This window comes from Cobetia sp. MB87 (assembly GCF_011319755.1).
GTDB lineage: Bacteria > Pseudomonadota > Gammaproteobacteria > Pseudomonadales > Halomonadaceae > Cobetia.
In genome coordinates this window covers 251191-267200 of record NZ_VFBC01000002.1, presented here as the reverse complement: position 1 = coordinate 267200, position 16010 = coordinate 251191, and the positions used below count along the sequence as shown (strand labels likewise).

The window sequence follows — 16010 nt, the reverse complement described above, 5'->3', positions numbered from 1 at the left end:
GACCTGCCCGGCGGTCACATGACGAGGCCTTTGCTCAGTGAGCGGTGAAGGCCGGTGCCATGATGCGGTCGCTGTATTCACGGCCGAATTGCTTGAGGGCGATGGCGTACATCACCAGGCCCAGTGCCATCCAGGCGCCGAAGATCATCCACTCGGTGCCGGTCAGTGCGGACGGGCTGCCCGGCAGGTACAGACAGGCCATGGCGAAGGACAGCAGGATGGCCAGCACACCGCACAGCTTGCCGTGACGTACGCGGAACGGGCGCGGCATGTCCGGCTCGCGGATGCGCAGGATCAGGAACGAGATCGCGACGAACAGGTAGGCGATGACGATACCCAGCCCGCCGGCATCCACGATCCACACCAGTGCCGGACGACCGAAGAAGGGCGCGATGCAGGACAGCAGGCCGATCAGCAGTACGGCGTTGGTCGGTGTCTTGTGTTTCGGGTGCAGCTTGCCGAGGGCGGCCGGCAGCATGCCGGCATGCGCCAGGGCGTAGATGGCGCGCGAGCCACCGATGTAGAAGGCGTTCCAGCTGGTGATGATGCCGGCGATACCCGCCAGGATCATCAGCTTGCTGGCCCAGGGCGTGTTGAACAGTGCCTGCATGGCATCCGGCACGCTCAGTGAACTTGCCAGCAGGGAGTCGTGATCCAGTGCCAGGCTGGTGGCCAGGATGATCAGGGCATACCACACCACTGCCAGTACCACGGACATCATCAGCACCTTGCCGATGGCGTTGTAGGGCAGATTGATCTCCTCGGCGGCCTGGGGGATGACATCGAAGCCCACGAACAGGAAGGGCACCAGCACCAGTACCGCGATGATGCCGGCCGTCACGCCACCCTCAGACTGGGTGAACAGCGGCGTCATGTTGGCGACGTCCCCCTCGAACAGGGCGCCGGTCACGAAGAGGACACCGGCGATCAGGATCACCCCGGTCACGACCTTCTGCAGCAGCGCAGCCGTGGTGATGCCGACGTAGTTGATGGCCATCATCGCCAGAGACCCGCCGACACCGACGGCGACCCAGGTGGCCTTGACGTCCCAGCCGGCGATGGTCCACATGTGGCCGACGGCATAGCCGGGCGCGAGGTTCTCGATGACCGTGGGCAATGCCACCGCCTCGAAGGACACCACGCTCAGGTAGCCGAGAATGATGGTCCAGGTGCACAGGAAGGACGAGAAATGCCCCATGGCCCGGTAACTGTAGACGTGTTCGCCACCCACCTTGGGCATGGCGGCGGCCAGTTCGGCATAGGTCAGGCCGATCAGCACGACGGCGATGCCGCCGATGATGAAGGCGATGATGGCACCGATGCTGCCGGCATTCTGGATCATGCCGCCGGTCAGGACGATCCAGCCCCAGCCGACCATGGCACCGAAGGCGAGGGCCAGAACGTCGCCGCGGGCGAGGACTCTGACAAGTTGTTCTGCAGGGGGAGTTGTTTGGGTCATGGGGATGCGTCCGAGTCGATCTTGGAATTTGTTATATGGCGGTGCCGGACCTGCTGATGTCTTTCGTGTGCGTCTGCTGTCCTCTGCCGAACGTTCTGGCGGGTAGGCAGATGCAAGGTCAGTCCTGTCGCTGGCTGAGGCTTGTGGAAAAATTCGCTCCTGTCGACATCGCAGGAGCGATCCAGCCATCGTGGGCTGTGAGCATCAGTCAGTAGGCAGCGCCTGAGGGACACGCTATCAGCGCCCACTGTTCAGGCGAATAGACCAATTGAGCGTTTGACTGGACCAATCTTGTTGGGCTGCGGATAATCATGGCAGAACGCGTGGCATGTCCCGCCACTCCTCGCGTCTGCCGAGGCTCTTCGCCTTGTCACTGACTCGCCGCCTGGCATGAAGAGCGGCTTTCTGCCTGTCATGAAGAGAAGCGCTTGCTCCTCAATGCCAGACATTGCCCCTTCACCGGAGACAGACATGCAACAGGCCGCGCTTGAGCCGCTGATCGAATGTTATCGCCGCCAGTCAGAGACCCTGGGCAAGCAGGTGCGGCTGGAGCAGGCATTGCTCGAGATGATTCGTGAGCAATGGCCGGTGGGGGTACGGCTGCCTGCGCACCGCAAGCTGTGCGAGGCGCTGGGCGTGGCACGCAACACGCTGTCATTGGCCATCAAGTCGCTGATCGAGGAAGGCTATCTGCACACCGGGCAGGGACAGGGCACCTGGACGCGCCGCCCGCATGCCGCCAGACCCGGCAGCGTCTCACCCGAAGCACCTGCGCCACTGCCGCTCTCCACTCGCGCACGCCGGGTGCTGGGTGGGCAAGGGGCGAGTCTGATCCAGAGTGGCGCCTTCGTGCCGGGCATTCCGGATATCGCACGCTTTCCGATGCGCAAGTGGCGTCAGCTGTATGCCAGTGTGACGGTGCCCCACAATGCGCTGCTGCTGTCGTATTCCAGCGGTGGCTATGGCCCGCTCAAGCGGGAGATTCGGGATTTTCTGCGCCGCTGGCGCAACATCGATTGCGATACCCAGCAGATCATCATCACCGAGGGCACCCACCACGGCATCGAGCTGTGCGCGCTGGCGCTGGCGGACGCCGGGCAGCGGGTGGTGATGGAGTCGCCCTGCTACTGGGGGGCACGCAATGTCTTTCTGGCCGCCGGACTCGAGACCCAGCTGATTCCCTGGCGGCCCCGGGATGACACCGCCGATGCCCCGGGCCACGAGATCGCCCTGCTGGAGCGTCGTCCGGTGCAGATCGCCTATTTCACCGGCTCGCATCACTATCCCTTGAGTGTTCCTACCTCACGGCGTGACAAGCTGGCGCTCTGCGAGGCCTGTCAGCCCGCCTATATCCTCGAGGATGACTACGAGTTCAGTGGCGATGACCATGATCAGCTGCTGTTTGACCCGGACGCCGACAATCGCCTGCTGGTCGGCTCGTTCTCCAAGCTGATGTTTCCTGGCCTGCGGCTGGGCTACCTGGTGGTGCCGCGCGCGCTGGCCGGGCCGATGAATCGGCTGCGCAGCGAGGTGTTTCGCGAGGGGCGCATGCTGGATCAGGCAGTGCTGGCGCAGTTCATCGCCGATGGGGATCTCGATGCCTGGTATCAGCGCATCCAGCGCGATTATCTCGGCCGACAGCAGGTGGTGCATGACCAGCTGTGTCAGGTGAAGGGCGTGATCAGCGTCTCGCCGCCCTCGCGCGGCATCAGCCTGTGCGTGCAGTTCGCCCCCGAGATCGATGACAAGCGCGTCGCGCAACTGATGGTCAAGGAGCATCTGATCGTACGGCCACTGAGCATGGTCTGCAGCAGCGAGGATTCACGACGTGGGCTGGTGCTGGGGGTCGGCATGCTGGCGGGCGAGAGTCTGGTCAGTGAGGTGGCCCGGCTCAGACGCACGCTGGAGAGCATATTGACCATGCGCGACATCCGGTAGGGCGGCACTGAGCAGCGCCAGAACTGAAAACGCCTCCGCCCGGCAGGGCGAAGGCGTGGTATCGACATTGAACGCGAGTGCTACTTTGCCTGCTGCATGCGCTCGGTCAGCTTGCGGAATTCCTCACGCATGGCGCTGTTCTCGAAGCTGGTGGCGACCGGTACCTGCAGGCCGGCGAGGGTGTCGAAGGTCTTGACGCCCTGGCGGATCAGGTCGGCGACATGCGCGCTGAGCTTGACGGTGCGATAGGTATTGGTCGCCACTGCAAGCTCGCGCTGGCTCTTGGTGAGCGATGTCTTGACGCGGTCGCGTTGCTCGCTCACCAGCGAGCGATACAGATTGATCGTCTTGAGTGTCAGCGCATTGGCGCGGATGTTGTTCTCCAGACTTTCACGTGAGCCGCCTTGCTTGATCAGCGTGCGGGCTTCGCGCGTGGTGGCTTCGGCTTCGTCGGCGAACCCTTGCAGTTGCGGCAATACCTCGTCATCCACGCGGGCGATGAAGTCCTGCTGCATGGTGACGATCATGCGGTGGAGCATGACGACCATGCCGTAGTAGCGACGCGCGTACTCCAGATTCTCGCCACTGTCGCGGGTCAGCTCCGCGAGCTGCTGGGCCACCGACTTGATGCTGGCGAACACGACACTCATGGTCAACACGTCGTCGCCGACCACCGAGGACAGCCACACCTGGACCTGGTCCGGCGTCAGGGTGATGCCGATCTCCTCGAGCCGCGCGGCCAGCTTGCCTTCCAGCGTGGTCAGCTCGTCTTGATAGGCGGTGATGTTCTTCTCATGCGCGGCGATCAGCAGGTCATAATCGCCGCGTGTGCTGGCGGTGAATTCGCGCAGGGTATCGGTAGGCGTGAAGCGCGTCAGCGTAGAGACCTCGGTGTCGGGCGCCAGGATACGCTTCTCCTTCAGCTCGGAAATCTCACTGCGCGAATCACGAATCTTGTCCTCTACCTGTCGATAGGTGCTGCGCAGGGTCGAGAGTTGTGGCACGTCGAGGGCCTGCATGGCCTCCTCGATCATCTCGTCCATATCGCTGCGCGCGGAGGCCTGATCGCGGCTGATCCAGGCCTCTTCCGGCAAGGTGTCCATCTCATCGAAATAGCCGACCGCCTTCTTCAAGGTGGCGAAGGCTTCCGGCTGGTCGAAGTGCATGTCGTCGGCCGCCAGGGCGATGCCTGGCGTCAGGGTGGGCGCGAGCGCCAAGGACAGACTGAGCGCTGCCAGAAGGCGGATGACGGGGCGGCGAGACACTGGCGAACTACCTTGGGGCATCGGGGACACTCGGGTCGGCATGAGCATGGCAGCGCAGAGTAGCAAAATCGCTGACAGGCGTCTCCGAGTTCGCGTCGCGCCAGGCGTGCTCAGTGAGGCTCATAGGCCTCGGGTTTGCCGGTGGTGGGGTCGATGCGGTCCAGCGACGGGCCACGATAGTGGTCCATGATCAGCGCCACCGCGGCCGCGCCGTACTGCGCGAACCAGAAGTCGCCCATGCCCTTGAGGCGCTGGATATTGGTGACGCTGATGTCGTCCATCGCATCGTCAGGCGCCTTGGGCAATCCCGGTTGCGGGCGCATCTCGGCGTTGACGCGGATGTAGCTGCCCGGCGGAGAGATGGTGATGGCCTGATAGCCGACCACCTTCTCGTCGGAGAGCACGTCGATCAGACTGCCTTCCAGCATCCACTGCACCGCGCCCCAATGCTGGGAATCCGGGCCGTTGATCTTGCGCGTGCGCGTCCCGGTACCGATCGACAGCACGCGCCGGGTGTCATGCGGCCACAGTCGACAGGCCTCGGCGATGGCGCACATGGTCGGGTTGTTGGCGATCACGCCGCCATCGATCAGCCAGGTCTGCTCATTGTCCGTCCCGAGTTTCATGTCGCGGGTCGGGAAGTAGGTGGGCGCGGCGCTCGAGGCATCCGCCACCTGCCAGGCCAGCAACTTGTGATGCTCGCGCTTGCTGGACTTCAGCACATGCGGGCGGCGTCTCTCGATCCCGTAGGTGACGACGAGGACCTGCTTGCCGTCAGGGACATCCCGGAGCTTGGCCTGGCCGAGATGCTTCTTGAGCATCGCGCTCTTGCCCCGGGCCTCGTACCTGGGCGCATTGATGCCATCGAGTTCGAACCAGCCGCGGTTGTCGACGAAGATCTTCCTGGCATTGGTTGCGCTGTAGAGCCCGTTGATGTCCTCGAGGCTCATGTCGGTGGTAGCCAGCGCCAGCGCGATCAGGCTGCCGGTAGAGGTGCCTGCGTAGAAATCGACGCAGTCGCGCAGTGTGGTCTGGTGGTCGCGCTTGAGTGTCGCATCGACATGCATCAGAAACCGGGCGGTGGCTGCGCCACGTATGCCGCCACCATCCAGCGCGAGAATCAACTTGGACATGCAGGCCTCCTGCAGCGCGAGTGACGTTCCTTTCCTGCCCATGGCATTCCCAGGGCTGCTACCAGAATAGAGAGCTCAACACTGTTCAGCCGTCTGAAATGCCTGATACGGACCGACAGGAGGGCCTGATACTCGCAGGGAGAAGAGGTGATTCGAACGCGGCACAAGCGCTGAGACGCGGCACGCATTCCTTGAGCGGACCGCTATGGGAATGTGAAAAAGGCCACCCGGATCGGGTGGCCTTTGGTGTTGCTGCGTGGTGATCGTCTCATCGCTGGCCGGACAGTGATCACCAGCCGCTGGCGCAGTGAAGCGTTCAGGGACGCATCGTGATCAGGTATTGAGCACGACGCCACCATTGAGGTGGATCGTCTGTCCCGACATGTAGCTTGAATCGTCGCTGGCAAGATAGACGTAGGCCGGGCCCATCTCGCTGGGTTGCCCAGGGCGCTCCATCGGCACCTGCTTGCCGAATTCGGCGACCTTGTCGTCATCGAAGCTGGCGGGGATCAACGGTGTCCAGACCGGGCCGGGGGCTACGGCATTGACGCGGATGCCACGGTCCATCAGCGTGCCGGACAGCGAGCGCACCAGCCCCTGGATGGCGCCCTTTGTGGCGCTGTAATCGATCAGGCTGTCATTGCCCTTGAAGGCGTTGACGGACGAGGTGGCGATAATTGAGTCGCCCTTGGAAAGATGCGGGACGGCGGCCTTGATCAGATAGAAGTGACTGAAGAGATTGGTCTTGAAGGTGCGTTCGAGCTGCTCGTCATCTATCTCGGTCACGTCATTCCAGTCGTACTGCTCGGCGGCGTTGTTGACCAGGATGTTGAGCTTGCCGAATTCCTCCAGCGTGCCTTCTATCACCTTGCGGCAGAAGGCCGGGTCACCGATGTCACCGGCGATGCGGCTGGCCTTCTGACCTTCGGCCTCGATCAGCCGGATGGTTTCCTCGGCGTCCTTTTCCTCGCTGCCCACGTGGGTGATCATGCAGTCGGCCCCTTCACGCGCGAAGTGGACGGCGGCGGCGCGGCCGATACCGCTGTCGCCTCCGGTGATGACTGCCACCTTGCCCGTGAGCTTGCCACTGCCGCGATAGCTCTCGCGGATGTATTCGGGCTTGGGGTCCATGCGATGTTCATCGCCCGGTTGATGGTTCTGATGCTGTGGGGGCTGTTGCTGAGTCATGCCGTCACCTCCGGTTCGTTGATCGTGAATGCGCTATGCGCGTTCAGACGCTGAACGTCTACCCACAGATCTGTGGACGATCGCGACGGATTAAACCCTTCATGATGATTTTCTTGTTTAGCAATATTAAAACGCCCAGTTCCGCATGAACGGAACTGGGCGTCGGAGTGAAGCGTCATCAGCAGACCTGGCGGTTGTCAGGAGGCGATGTCCTCATGCTTGTCATGCATGGTAGCTGGCGTACTGGCACCCGCTGCCATGGTCTGCGCAAGCGGAATACGCGGCTCGCTTTCCTGGGTCTGTTCTATGCCATGCAGACTCGGCAGATTGGAAGGGTCATGCCCGGGGCCGGTTTCGAGGCTGGGCAGTGCCTTGCGAATGATGCTGGCGCACAGGCCTCGGTGTGCATGCAGTGTCAGACCTTCCCGTTCGAGGAATTGCAGCAACCGAGTGGCTGAGACCAACGCCACGATGGGATGGAGATCGCGAAAGTGTTCCTCGACCTGGCTGGCACTGATCGTCGCGAGTCGCTCCGGATGGGTATGCGGCATCGAAATATCCTCTTTTCGGGTTCCGATGAGTCGGAATCTTGAGTGATTCTCTAGGTGTCGGTGTCACTTTGCCTCGACGGCGGTGGGGGGCCATCTGCCTGCGTGCCCTTGCGCTTGTTTTGGCGCATCGGTCATCGGTCAACGTGACAGTTCTACTGAGAGTGTTCGTACTGAGATCTGTCGTACTGGGATCGTTCGCACTGTGACGGTGTTGCGTTCTTCAAAAGCTAGTATTAGAGAATTCGCGAATATCTTCCAGCCTTGATGCGCGCATGCTCTCATTTTTATCGTCAATTCGCGAAACTTCATGCCTTCGCGCAGGCGGATACCTGCCTGGTGTTCTGACTGTTAGACTAACGCTCCCCCATGTCGAACAGATGTCCGTCATGTTGAATATAGTCAGGATGGCCACGAAGCCACCTGACAGATGATTATTTTTCCTTCAATGGATGTGCCATGAAACGCTTTGTGCTGCTCGATACCGCGCCGATCCCCGGCACGACGGATTCGTTGTGTCTGTTCGAGTATGGCGAGGACTTCGTCATCAAGATCGAGAGCGGCAAGGGCGGGCAGCTGATGAATACCCGCATGCATGGATCGGAAGACGCCTTGGCTGAGATTCCTGCTGGCCTGCTCAAGAGTCGTGGTACGGCCTCGGCGCCGCAGCGTGTTCTGATCGGTGGTCTGGGCATGGGCTTCACGCTGGCCTCGGCGCTTGCGCACTTCAAGGCAGATGCCGAGGTGGTGGTCGCCGAGCTTGTGCCGGGCGTGATCACCTGGAATGACGGCCCGTTGGGGGCCAAGGCGGGGTATCCGATCCGCAATCCGCGCACGACCGTCGAGAATCGCGATGTGGCCGAGGTGCTGCGCGAAGCGCCTGCAGGCTTCGATGCCATCATGCTGGATGTGGACAATGGCCCGGAGGGGCTGACCGCTGACGACAATGATTGGCTCTACAGCGCGGAAGGGTTGGCGGTATGCGCCAAGGCGCTGCGACCTGCCGGCATTCTGGCAGTGTGGTCGGCCACGGCCGATGCGCGCTTCTCGCAGCGTCTATCGCGGGCCGGTTTCAAGGCCGAGGCGCGTCAGGTGTATGCCCATGGTACGTCCGGAGCCAAGCATACGATCTGGATCGCCCGCTATATCGGATGTTCCGCGCCCTCAAAGACCGGGTCAGGGGCGGGCAAGGGAGAGAAGAAGGGCAAGCGAACCGGTGGCACATTCAAGGGTGCCGGGGCGAAAGGCCGCCGCCGCCGGTAATGTCGTGCGGCTGGGCGTCAGCCTCTTTTGCTCAACTTCTCGACCACCATCAACGACAACGGGCTGGCCACATCATGTGGCCAGCCCGTTTCATTTCCTGCTTGGCCAATGTCGAGCGCCAGGCGTCAGGTGCTCGACATCAGGTGACGTATCAGGCCGCTTCGCGCGCCTTCATGTCCTTCAGGTACTCATCGGCGAGTTGCTGCTTGGTGGCGTCGTTGAAGACGCGACCGGCCAGCTGGAAGACTTCCTGCTCTTCCTCGTCCAGATGGTGAGTCACGAGATGCTCGAGCTGCTTGGCGGCGGCCAGCCAGCCGGGTGAGCTGTAGTCCGTGGTCTCGAGTTTCTCGACCAGCTCATCGATTTCATGGTGCTCGGCCACGCTGTGACGCGCCTTTTCCTGCGTCATGTCGTGTTCCATCATCGGGATATAGAGCGCACGCTCCTCAGCTCCCGCATGGTTGGTGAGCGATTCCTTGAGGCGCTTGAACAGGTCATCGCGCGGTTCGCTGTCACCTTCGGTCTTGAGCAGCATGTCCAGCAGGCGGCGTTGTTCGTCGTGGGTCTCACGCAGGGCTTCAAAGATGGTCATGTTCGGGCTCCTCATCAGCGTCAGCTTGTCGAGTGGCTGGGCGAGACGCGTGGCCTGTCTCTCTTCTTGCCGGACTCTCAGCTTCTACCTTCAAGCTTTTGGAGTGCCAGCTTTTCAGAAGAGGGCTCACGTCTGTCAGGGGCTCGCCGTGTCAGCGCATTTTCTCGAGCTCATTGTGTCAGGTATGTACAACTCTGGTGGCGGATCGAAAGAACTTCAAGGGCGCAACGCCGACTGCCCTTGAAAATCCCCCGCGCGAGAGCAAGAGATGAGGTATCGCTCATTTATTGTCTGCTGCCGCCTCATATGTCAGCAGGCGCTGCCCAGGAATCCTGACATGTCACACGATGCGACCACCTCCCGCTCCGACACCCCGGATACCTTCAGTCGCAAAGGCTCCCACGCCCCTGAGTTGTCTGCCGAGCTTTCCGGCAGCCAGCTGGATCGTCCACCGGGCGGCGGCTGGCCATCGCTCAAGGCAGTGGAGACCTTCATCTGGCAGGAGCATCTGCCCGTCAAGGGCCACCTCAGCCTGATGAAGATGAACAAGCCGGATGGCTTCATCTGTCCGAGCTGTGCCTGGCCGAATGGCGACAAGCCCAAGGGGGCCAATTTCTGTGAGAACGGTGCCAAGGCACTGGCATGGGAGGCGACGCGTGAGCGCGTCAGCGATGAACTCTTCGCTCAGAACACCGTGAGCCAGCTTCGCGAGTGGACGGATCATCATCTGGAGAAGGAAGGGCGCCTCACGCACCCGCTGCGTTACAACGCGGCTGAGGATCGCTATGAGGTCACCAGCTGGGAGGCGGCCTACGCCGAGATCGGTGAGCGTCTCAAGAGTTATGACGACCCGAACCAGGTCGAGTTCTACACCTCGGGGCGTACCTCCAACGAGGCGGCCTTCCTGTTCTCGCTGTTCGGGCGCATGTACGGTACCAACAACTTCCCCGACTGCTCGAACATGTGTCACGAGACCACCTCCCGGGCCTTGCCGGATTCCATCGGCATCGGCAAGGCGACGGTGAATCTCGAGGACTTCAAGCAGGCCGATGCCATCTTCATCTTCGGTCAGAACAGCGGCACCAACAGTCCCCGCATGCTGGGCGACCTCCACGAGGCACGTGGGCGCGGCGCCGAGGTGGTGAGCTTCAATCCACTGCGCGAGCGGGCGCTGGTGAGCTTTGCCGACCCGCAATCGCCCAGGGACATGCTGAGCGGCAAGGGCGTCGAGATCAGCACCCAGTACCATCAGCTGCGCATCGGCGGGGATCTCGCTGCCGTGCAGGCGATGTGCAAGTACGTGATCGAGGCCGACGATGCGCTGCGTGAGCGCAATCCGCATGCGGTGGGGCTGCTGGATCATGACTTCATCGCCCAGCATACCCACGGCTTCGAGGCCTTCGCTGATCACTGCCGCAAGCTCGACTGGCAGGATCTGGTCGAGATGTCCGGCCTGTCGCGCGAATCACTGGAGCAGGCGGCACAGACCTATCTGGAAGCCGAGCGCGTGATCTGTTGCTGGGGCATGGGCATCACCCAGCACGCCCGCGGCGGTGATACCATCCAGCAGATCGTCAATCTGTTGCTGTTGCGCGGCAATATCGGCAAGCCCGGCGCCGGGCCATGCCCAGTGCGCGGTCACTCCAATGTGCAGGGCGATCGTACCGTCGGTATCGAGAACCTGCCCAACGGCGCTATGCTGGATGCCTTCGATCGTGTCTTCAACATCCAGTGCCCGCGGGAAAACGGCCATGATGTCGCCGAATGCTGTGAAGCGATTCTGCGCGGTGAGACACGGGCCTTCATCGGCATGGGCGGCAACTTCTTCCGCGCGATTCCGGACCAGAAGCGCATCGTGGAAAAGGTGCACGAGCTGGACATGACGGTGCACGTCGCCACCAAGCTCAATCGCAGCCATCTGCATCCCGGCAAGCACGGCTGGGTATTGCCGACGTTGGGTCATAGCGAGCGCGACTTGCAGGCCGGCGCCGATGGCAAGGGCGCGGAGCAGACCACCAGTGTCGAGGACGGCATGTGCAATGTCTCGCCCTCGCGCGGCGTGATGGCGCCGGCGGATCCCAGCCTTCACTCCGAGATCGCCATCACCTGTCAGCTGGCCAAGGCCACACTGCCGGCACATCCCACGCTTGATTGGGACTGGTTGCAGGCGGATTACGCGCGCATTCGCGACCGTATCGAACAGGTCTTCCCGCAGATCTTCCCGGACTACAATGCCCGTCTGGCGCAGGGTGGCTTCCACATCCGCATCGCCCCGCGTGAGCGCATCTGGCACACCGACTCCGGGCGCGCCAACTTCCTGTTCCCCGAGGGACTTGGCACCGATGAGCAGGGTCTCGACAAGGTCACCCACGAGACGCTGGACATGGACAGTACCTTCCTGCTCAGCACCATGCGGGGCCATGATCAGTTCAATACCACCGTCTATTCCAATGACGATCGTTATCGTGATGTCTATGGCACGCGGATGGTGGTGATGATCAGCCCTGAGGATCTGGCAACGCTCGGCCTGTCCGAGGGCCAGCGCGTGCGTATGGAAACCGTGAGTGAGGATGGTGTCGAGCGCAGCATGGCCGGTTTCAAGCTCAAGGCCTACGATATCCCGAGCGGTTGTCTGGCAGCCTATTATCCGGAAACCAACGACCTGATTCCGCTGGATCACCGTGATGCACGCAGCAATACGCCGGCCTCGAAATCCGTGCCCGTCAGATTGCGTCTGATGGACAGCGAGGAGGTCAATGCCACGGAGGGTGTATTGGCGAGCAGTTGAAGGAGTCGCCAGCTGGGCCCGTGATCAAGGAAAAAGTGAAAAAACTCCATCCTGCTCATGCGGTCAGGTTATGTCGTCAGGGTGAGGAATAGTCCCAGCGCCACGCGTTGCACTCCTGAGGTGCAGCGCGTGGCGTTTTTGTATTCTCGCGTCGCAGGGCAGGCTTTCTCGGGCTATCGCTCACCAACGTCGTGCAATTTCAGGTAGGCATTTCTGTCACCGAGCATCACCTCATCAATGCCCATGGCGCGAGGGATCCTGTCGCTTCAGACAGCTTGCAGTGTTGCCAAGCGGTAGTGATTGTCATCAGCCATTTCGAGGGCTGGCGCGTTTCTTGCGTAGTGGTAGGGTAGCGTCCGCCACGCCCCGCCAGTCGCTTCCCGATGACATTTCCGCTCGCTGCCAGCTCTGTCAGCCAGGGCGTCAGGAAGGTGTCAGTCGCGGCAGGACGGCAAGGCATGGCGACGTCATTCCCGGCCAGTTCGGCCCAACACGAAGAGACTCGACACCTTGTACGAGTCCAAGGACATATCCCGCATGGCAGATGACCGCTCATCAACTTCGCAGACTGCACCGCTGGCCTCGGCTGTGGGCAATGACTATCCCTTGAGCGAAGTCCCCGCTTCGGCACGACGTGGGCTGCTCTCTACCTCGATGGTGCTGCTCGGCTTCACCTTCTTCACCGCCACCATGTGGGCCGGTGGGTCACTGGGCGCGGCCTTCGAACTCAATGAGCTGATGTGGATCATCGTGATCGGCAATCTGCTGCTGGGGAGCTATGCGGCGGCGCTGGCCTACATCGCCTGCAAGAGCGGCCTCAACTCGGTGTTGATGGGCCGCCTGTGCTTTGGCGAGAAGGGCAGCCGTCTGTCGGATTTCGTGCTCGGCTTCACCCAGATCGGCTGGTACGCCTGGGGCACCGCGACCATCGCCATCGTGCTGGTCAAGACGCTAGGCTTGCCGGAATGGCTGACCACGCCGCTGATGGTCATCTTCGGATTCGCCTTCTGTCTGACGGCGATGATCGGCTATCGTGGCCTGGACATGCTGTCACGGGTCGCCGTGCCGGCCATGCTGCTTTTCATCCTGTTCAGCCTCTACACCGGCATGGTCGATGTTGGCGGCATGGCAGGACTTGCGGCACTGACGCCGACGGATTCCATGAGCTGGACCGCCGCCATCACGGCGGTGATCGGTACCTTCATCAGTGGCGGCACCCAGGCGACCAACTGGAGTCGCTTCGCGCGCTCGCCGAAGATCGCCGTGATCGCCACGCTGGCGGCCTTCTTTGTCGGCAATGGCCTGATGGTTCTCACCGGTGCGCTCGGCGCGATGATCTATCAGCAGGCCGATATCGTCGATGTGATGATTGCCCAGGGGCTGGTCAGCCTCGCCGTGCTGATGCTGTTTCTGAATATCTGGACCACCCAGGACAACACCATCTACAACTTCGCGATCGCCGGCTGCAATCTGCTGCGCACGCCGCATCGTCAGCGTGTCACTCTGGGCGGCGCGGCCATCGGCACGGTGCTGGCGGTACTCGGCATGTATGAGTGGCTGATCCCGTTCCTGATTCTGCTCGGTACCTTCATTCCGCCGATCGGCGGCGTGATCATGGCCAACTTCTGGCTCGGCCACAAAGGGCTGTATCCGCGCCTCGCCGAGATGCCCAAGGTGGATTACCACTGGCCGGGCCTCGCCGCCTACGCCATCGCCTGCCTGTGTGCCTGGAGCTCCCCCTTCATGCCGCCCGTCGTGGGTGTCGTGGTGGCCTTCGTCGTCTACGGCGGGCTGATCAAGCTTGCCAAGGTCGAGCTGGCCAACAAGACAGCAGCGTGAGTCGCTGAGCGTCTGGTGTGAAGGCCAGAGGCATACGAAGCGCCCAACGAGTCCTGGACTCGTTGGGCGTTTTTCATGTGTGAAGAAGCGTCAGGGGAGAGCCACCTCAGGGGAGAGTCACTTGATGCACAACATGGTTGTGCATAGAATGAGGGAAAAAGGTGCTGCCATGGCGCTGGAATTCAGGGACGAGTGGCTCGAGAGCTTCTACGAGCAAGATGTTGGCCACCGCAGGATACCTGCGGCGCTCTCAAGTTCGCTCTATCGCAAGTTGCAGATTCTCGATGCCGCAAGCCAGGAGTCTGATTTGAGGATTCCGCCAGGCAATCGTTTCGAGCATCTACAGGGCAATCTCGCAGGTTATTGCTCCATTCGCGTCAACAGGCAGTATCGGCTCATCTTTCGATGGGAGGCAGGGATTGCCCATCAAACATATCTAGACCCGCATGCTTACAAGGGCTAGAGGAGGTAGCAGTGATGAGAAATACCCAGCGGCGCCCACTGACGGTAGGCGAGATGTTGGCGGCAGAGTTTCTGGAGCCGATGGACATCGACATCCGCACCCTGGCCGAGGCGATGGGAGTGCACAGAAATACCCTGAGTCGTATCGTGCATGACAAGGGCACCTTGACGGCCCCGATGGCCATCAAGCTGGCGGCTGCGTTAGGCAATACGCCGGAGTTCTGGCTCAACATCCAGCATGCCGTGGAGCTCTGGGATGTGCGTCATCGTGCCTACGCGCAGGATGCCAAGGGCGTGCGTCGCATAACACCACAGGTCGATGCCGCCGAGCTTGCCTCGCATTGACGTCACGCGCGCTTCACGGCGAGAGATCGGAATGGTGTGAGGCCGAGAGTTGATGTCCAGTAACACAGAAAGCCCCAGCCTGAGGATCAGGCTGGGGCTTTCTGTCATGCAGGCTTCAGTCATTCTTCAGGTCGTTTTCGGCTTCACCTGAATCACCAGGCAGACAGCGATCAGCACCATGCCGAGCCAGCCGAGCGGTGCGATATGTTCCCCGACGATGGTGACGGCGAGCAGGGCGGCGACCAGCGGCTCGAACAGCGTGAGCAGGGTGGCCTTGCTGGCGGCGACAGTCTTCAGGCCGAAGCCGAAGGCGATATAGCCGAGGAACATCGGCACCAGCGCCATATAGAGCGCGACCGCTGAATTGCCGGGGGTGGCAAACAAACGCGGATCTGCCACCAGCATGCTGAGACCAAGGCCTGCGATCAGCGCGAAACCGGCGACGCCGAACAGGCTGCCCATGGCAGCGCGGGCGTGGGTGCCGTGGTCCATCATGCGCCGGGCGATCAGCGAATAGGCGGCGTAAGTGGTTCCGGCGATGATGCCCAGTACGATACCGCCCAGACGTTGCCAGTCAGCGTCAGGCACGCTCCCAGTAACTGTTGTAGCTATCGGGTCTCCAGCGGCGCTGACCGTGGCAATGTCTCCGCCATGAGTGGCCGTTTCGCCCATCGCCATCATCACCACACCGGCAGTGCCCAGCGCGAGGCTGATGTACCAGCTCAGCGTGAGTCGGTGGTGGCCGAACAGGCGCTCCAGAATCGCCGCGGCCAGTGGCGCCGTGGCGATGGTGATGACCGTGCCGATGGCGACGCCGGCCAGATGCATCGAGGAGTAGAAGGCCAGCGGGTAGATGACGACACAGACGGCGCCAAGCAATACCCGGCCCTTCTGCGCCATCAAAAGGCCCAGGCAGCCCATGATATTGGGCCGTGCGATCACTGCCTGAAGCAGGCCGCCGACGCCCATGGCGAAGGCGCCGGTCGCCAGCGGACTGACATCCTGATTGAAGTGGGCCGCCGTCCCGGTGGTGCCCCACAGCAGCGCGGCAAACAGAACGGCCAGGCTGCCCATGTCGGCCGACCTTGAAGAGGCCGCGATATCGGCGCGAGTGGTTGTCATGGTGATGTCCTTGCGTGTCTTGCCAATCCCGTGGCCATTTTCAGTCGCGGCAAGAGTCCTGGAGAAAG

At 61.9% G+C, this 16010-nt stretch carries 12 protein-coding genes and 1 pseudogene; 6 read left to right on the top strand and 7 right to left on the bottom strand.

The window, feature by feature from the left end:
* Positions 1 to 34: 34 nt before the first annotated feature.
* Positions 35 to 1459, bottom strand: a complete 1425-nt coding sequence (locus CDPAHKCJ_RS01350) for an APC family permease (RefSeq protein WP_084208603.1) — start codon at positions 1457 to 1459, stop codon at positions 35 to 37.
* A gap of 471 nt (positions 1460 to 1930) precedes the next feature.
* On the opposite strand from CDPAHKCJ_RS01350, the gene CDPAHKCJ_RS01345 reads away from it, so the two are divergent.
* Positions 1931 to 3397: a PLP-dependent aminotransferase family protein gene (locus CDPAHKCJ_RS01345; RefSeq protein WP_166018168.1), complete on the top strand. Its 1467-nt coding sequence runs from the start codon at positions 1931 to 1933 to the stop codon at positions 3395 to 3397.
* 80 nt (positions 3398 to 3477) lie between these two features.
* Here CDPAHKCJ_RS01345 and CDPAHKCJ_RS01340 read toward each other — a convergent pair whose 3' ends face one another.
* The 4 genes from CDPAHKCJ_RS01340 to CDPAHKCJ_RS01325 form a co-directional block, all read right to left on the bottom strand.
* Positions 3478 to 4662, bottom strand: coding sequence for a hypothetical protein (locus CDPAHKCJ_RS01340; protein WP_205700752.1), 1185 nt, complete (start codon positions 4660 to 4662; stop codon positions 3478 to 3480).
* Between the two features lie 110 nt (positions 4663 to 4772).
* The gene (locus CDPAHKCJ_RS01335) at positions 4773 to 5795 is read right to left on the bottom strand and encodes a patatin-like phospholipase family protein (protein ID WP_166018166.1); all 1023 of its coding nucleotides are present in this window, start codon (positions 5793 to 5795) and stop codon (positions 4773 to 4775) included.
* A 333-nt stretch (positions 5796 to 6128) separates the two neighbouring features.
* Positions 6129 to 6983 (bottom strand): SDR family oxidoreductase, encoded by an 855-nt coding sequence (locus CDPAHKCJ_RS01330; protein WP_166018164.1) that lies wholly within the window; start codon positions 6981 to 6983, stop codon positions 6129 to 6131.
* Between the two features lie 197 nt (positions 6984 to 7180).
* Positions 7181 to 7534, bottom strand: coding sequence for a hypothetical protein (locus CDPAHKCJ_RS01325; protein WP_166018162.1), 354 nt, complete (start codon positions 7532 to 7534; stop codon positions 7181 to 7183).
* 456 nt (positions 7535 to 7990) lie between these two features.
* Between CDPAHKCJ_RS01325 and CDPAHKCJ_RS01320 the strand changes: the two are divergent.
* Positions 7991 to 8671, top strand: a pseudogene (locus CDPAHKCJ_RS01320) (hypothetical protein); the annotation flags it as partial.
* A 274-nt stretch (positions 8672 to 8945) separates the two neighbouring features.
* Here CDPAHKCJ_RS01320 and CDPAHKCJ_RS01315 read toward each other — a convergent pair.
* Complete coding sequence (locus CDPAHKCJ_RS01315) at positions 8946 to 9386, bottom strand: hemerythrin domain-containing protein (protein WP_166018160.1); 441 nt, start codon at positions 9384 to 9386, stop codon at positions 8946 to 8948.
* Between the two features lie 337 nt (positions 9387 to 9723).
* Here CDPAHKCJ_RS01315 and CDPAHKCJ_RS01310 point away from each other — a divergent pair, with 337 nt between their 5' ends.
* The 4 genes from CDPAHKCJ_RS01310 to CDPAHKCJ_RS01295 all read left to right on the top strand — a co-directional run bounded on the left by CDPAHKCJ_RS01310 (position 9724) and on the right by CDPAHKCJ_RS01295 (position 14820).
* Positions 9724 to 12174 carry an FdhF/YdeP family oxidoreductase gene (locus tag CDPAHKCJ_RS01310; protein ID WP_166018158.1) on the top strand — a complete coding sequence of 817 codons (2451 nt, stop codon included), beginning with the start codon at positions 9724 to 9726 and terminating at the stop codon, positions 12172 to 12174.
* A 537-nt stretch (positions 12175 to 12711) separates the two neighbouring features.
* On the top strand, positions 12712 to 14013 hold the full coding sequence (codB, locus tag CDPAHKCJ_RS01305) for a cytosine permease (RefSeq protein WP_166018156.1): 1302 nt from the start codon (positions 12712 to 12714) through the stop codon (positions 14011 to 14013).
* A gap of 169 nt (positions 14014 to 14182) precedes the next feature.
* Positions 14183 to 14476 (top strand): type II toxin-antitoxin system RelE/ParE family toxin, encoded by a 294-nt coding sequence (locus CDPAHKCJ_RS01300; RefSeq protein WP_166018154.1) that lies wholly within the window; start codon positions 14183 to 14185, stop codon positions 14474 to 14476.
* A 14-nt stretch (positions 14477 to 14490) separates the two neighbouring features.
* Positions 14491 to 14820: a HigA family addiction module antitoxin gene (locus tag CDPAHKCJ_RS01295; RefSeq protein ID WP_166018152.1), complete on the top strand. Its 330-nt coding sequence runs from the start codon at positions 14491 to 14493 to the stop codon at positions 14818 to 14820.
* A 126-nt stretch (positions 14821 to 14946) separates the two neighbouring features.
* Here the strand turns inward: CDPAHKCJ_RS01295 and CDPAHKCJ_RS01290 are convergent, their stop codons facing one another.
* Positions 14947 to 15942: an EamA family transporter gene (locus tag CDPAHKCJ_RS01290; protein WP_166018150.1), complete on the bottom strand. Its 996-nt coding sequence runs from the start codon at positions 15940 to 15942 to the stop codon at positions 14947 to 14949.
* Between the last annotated feature and the right edge of the window lie 68 nt (positions 15943 to 16010).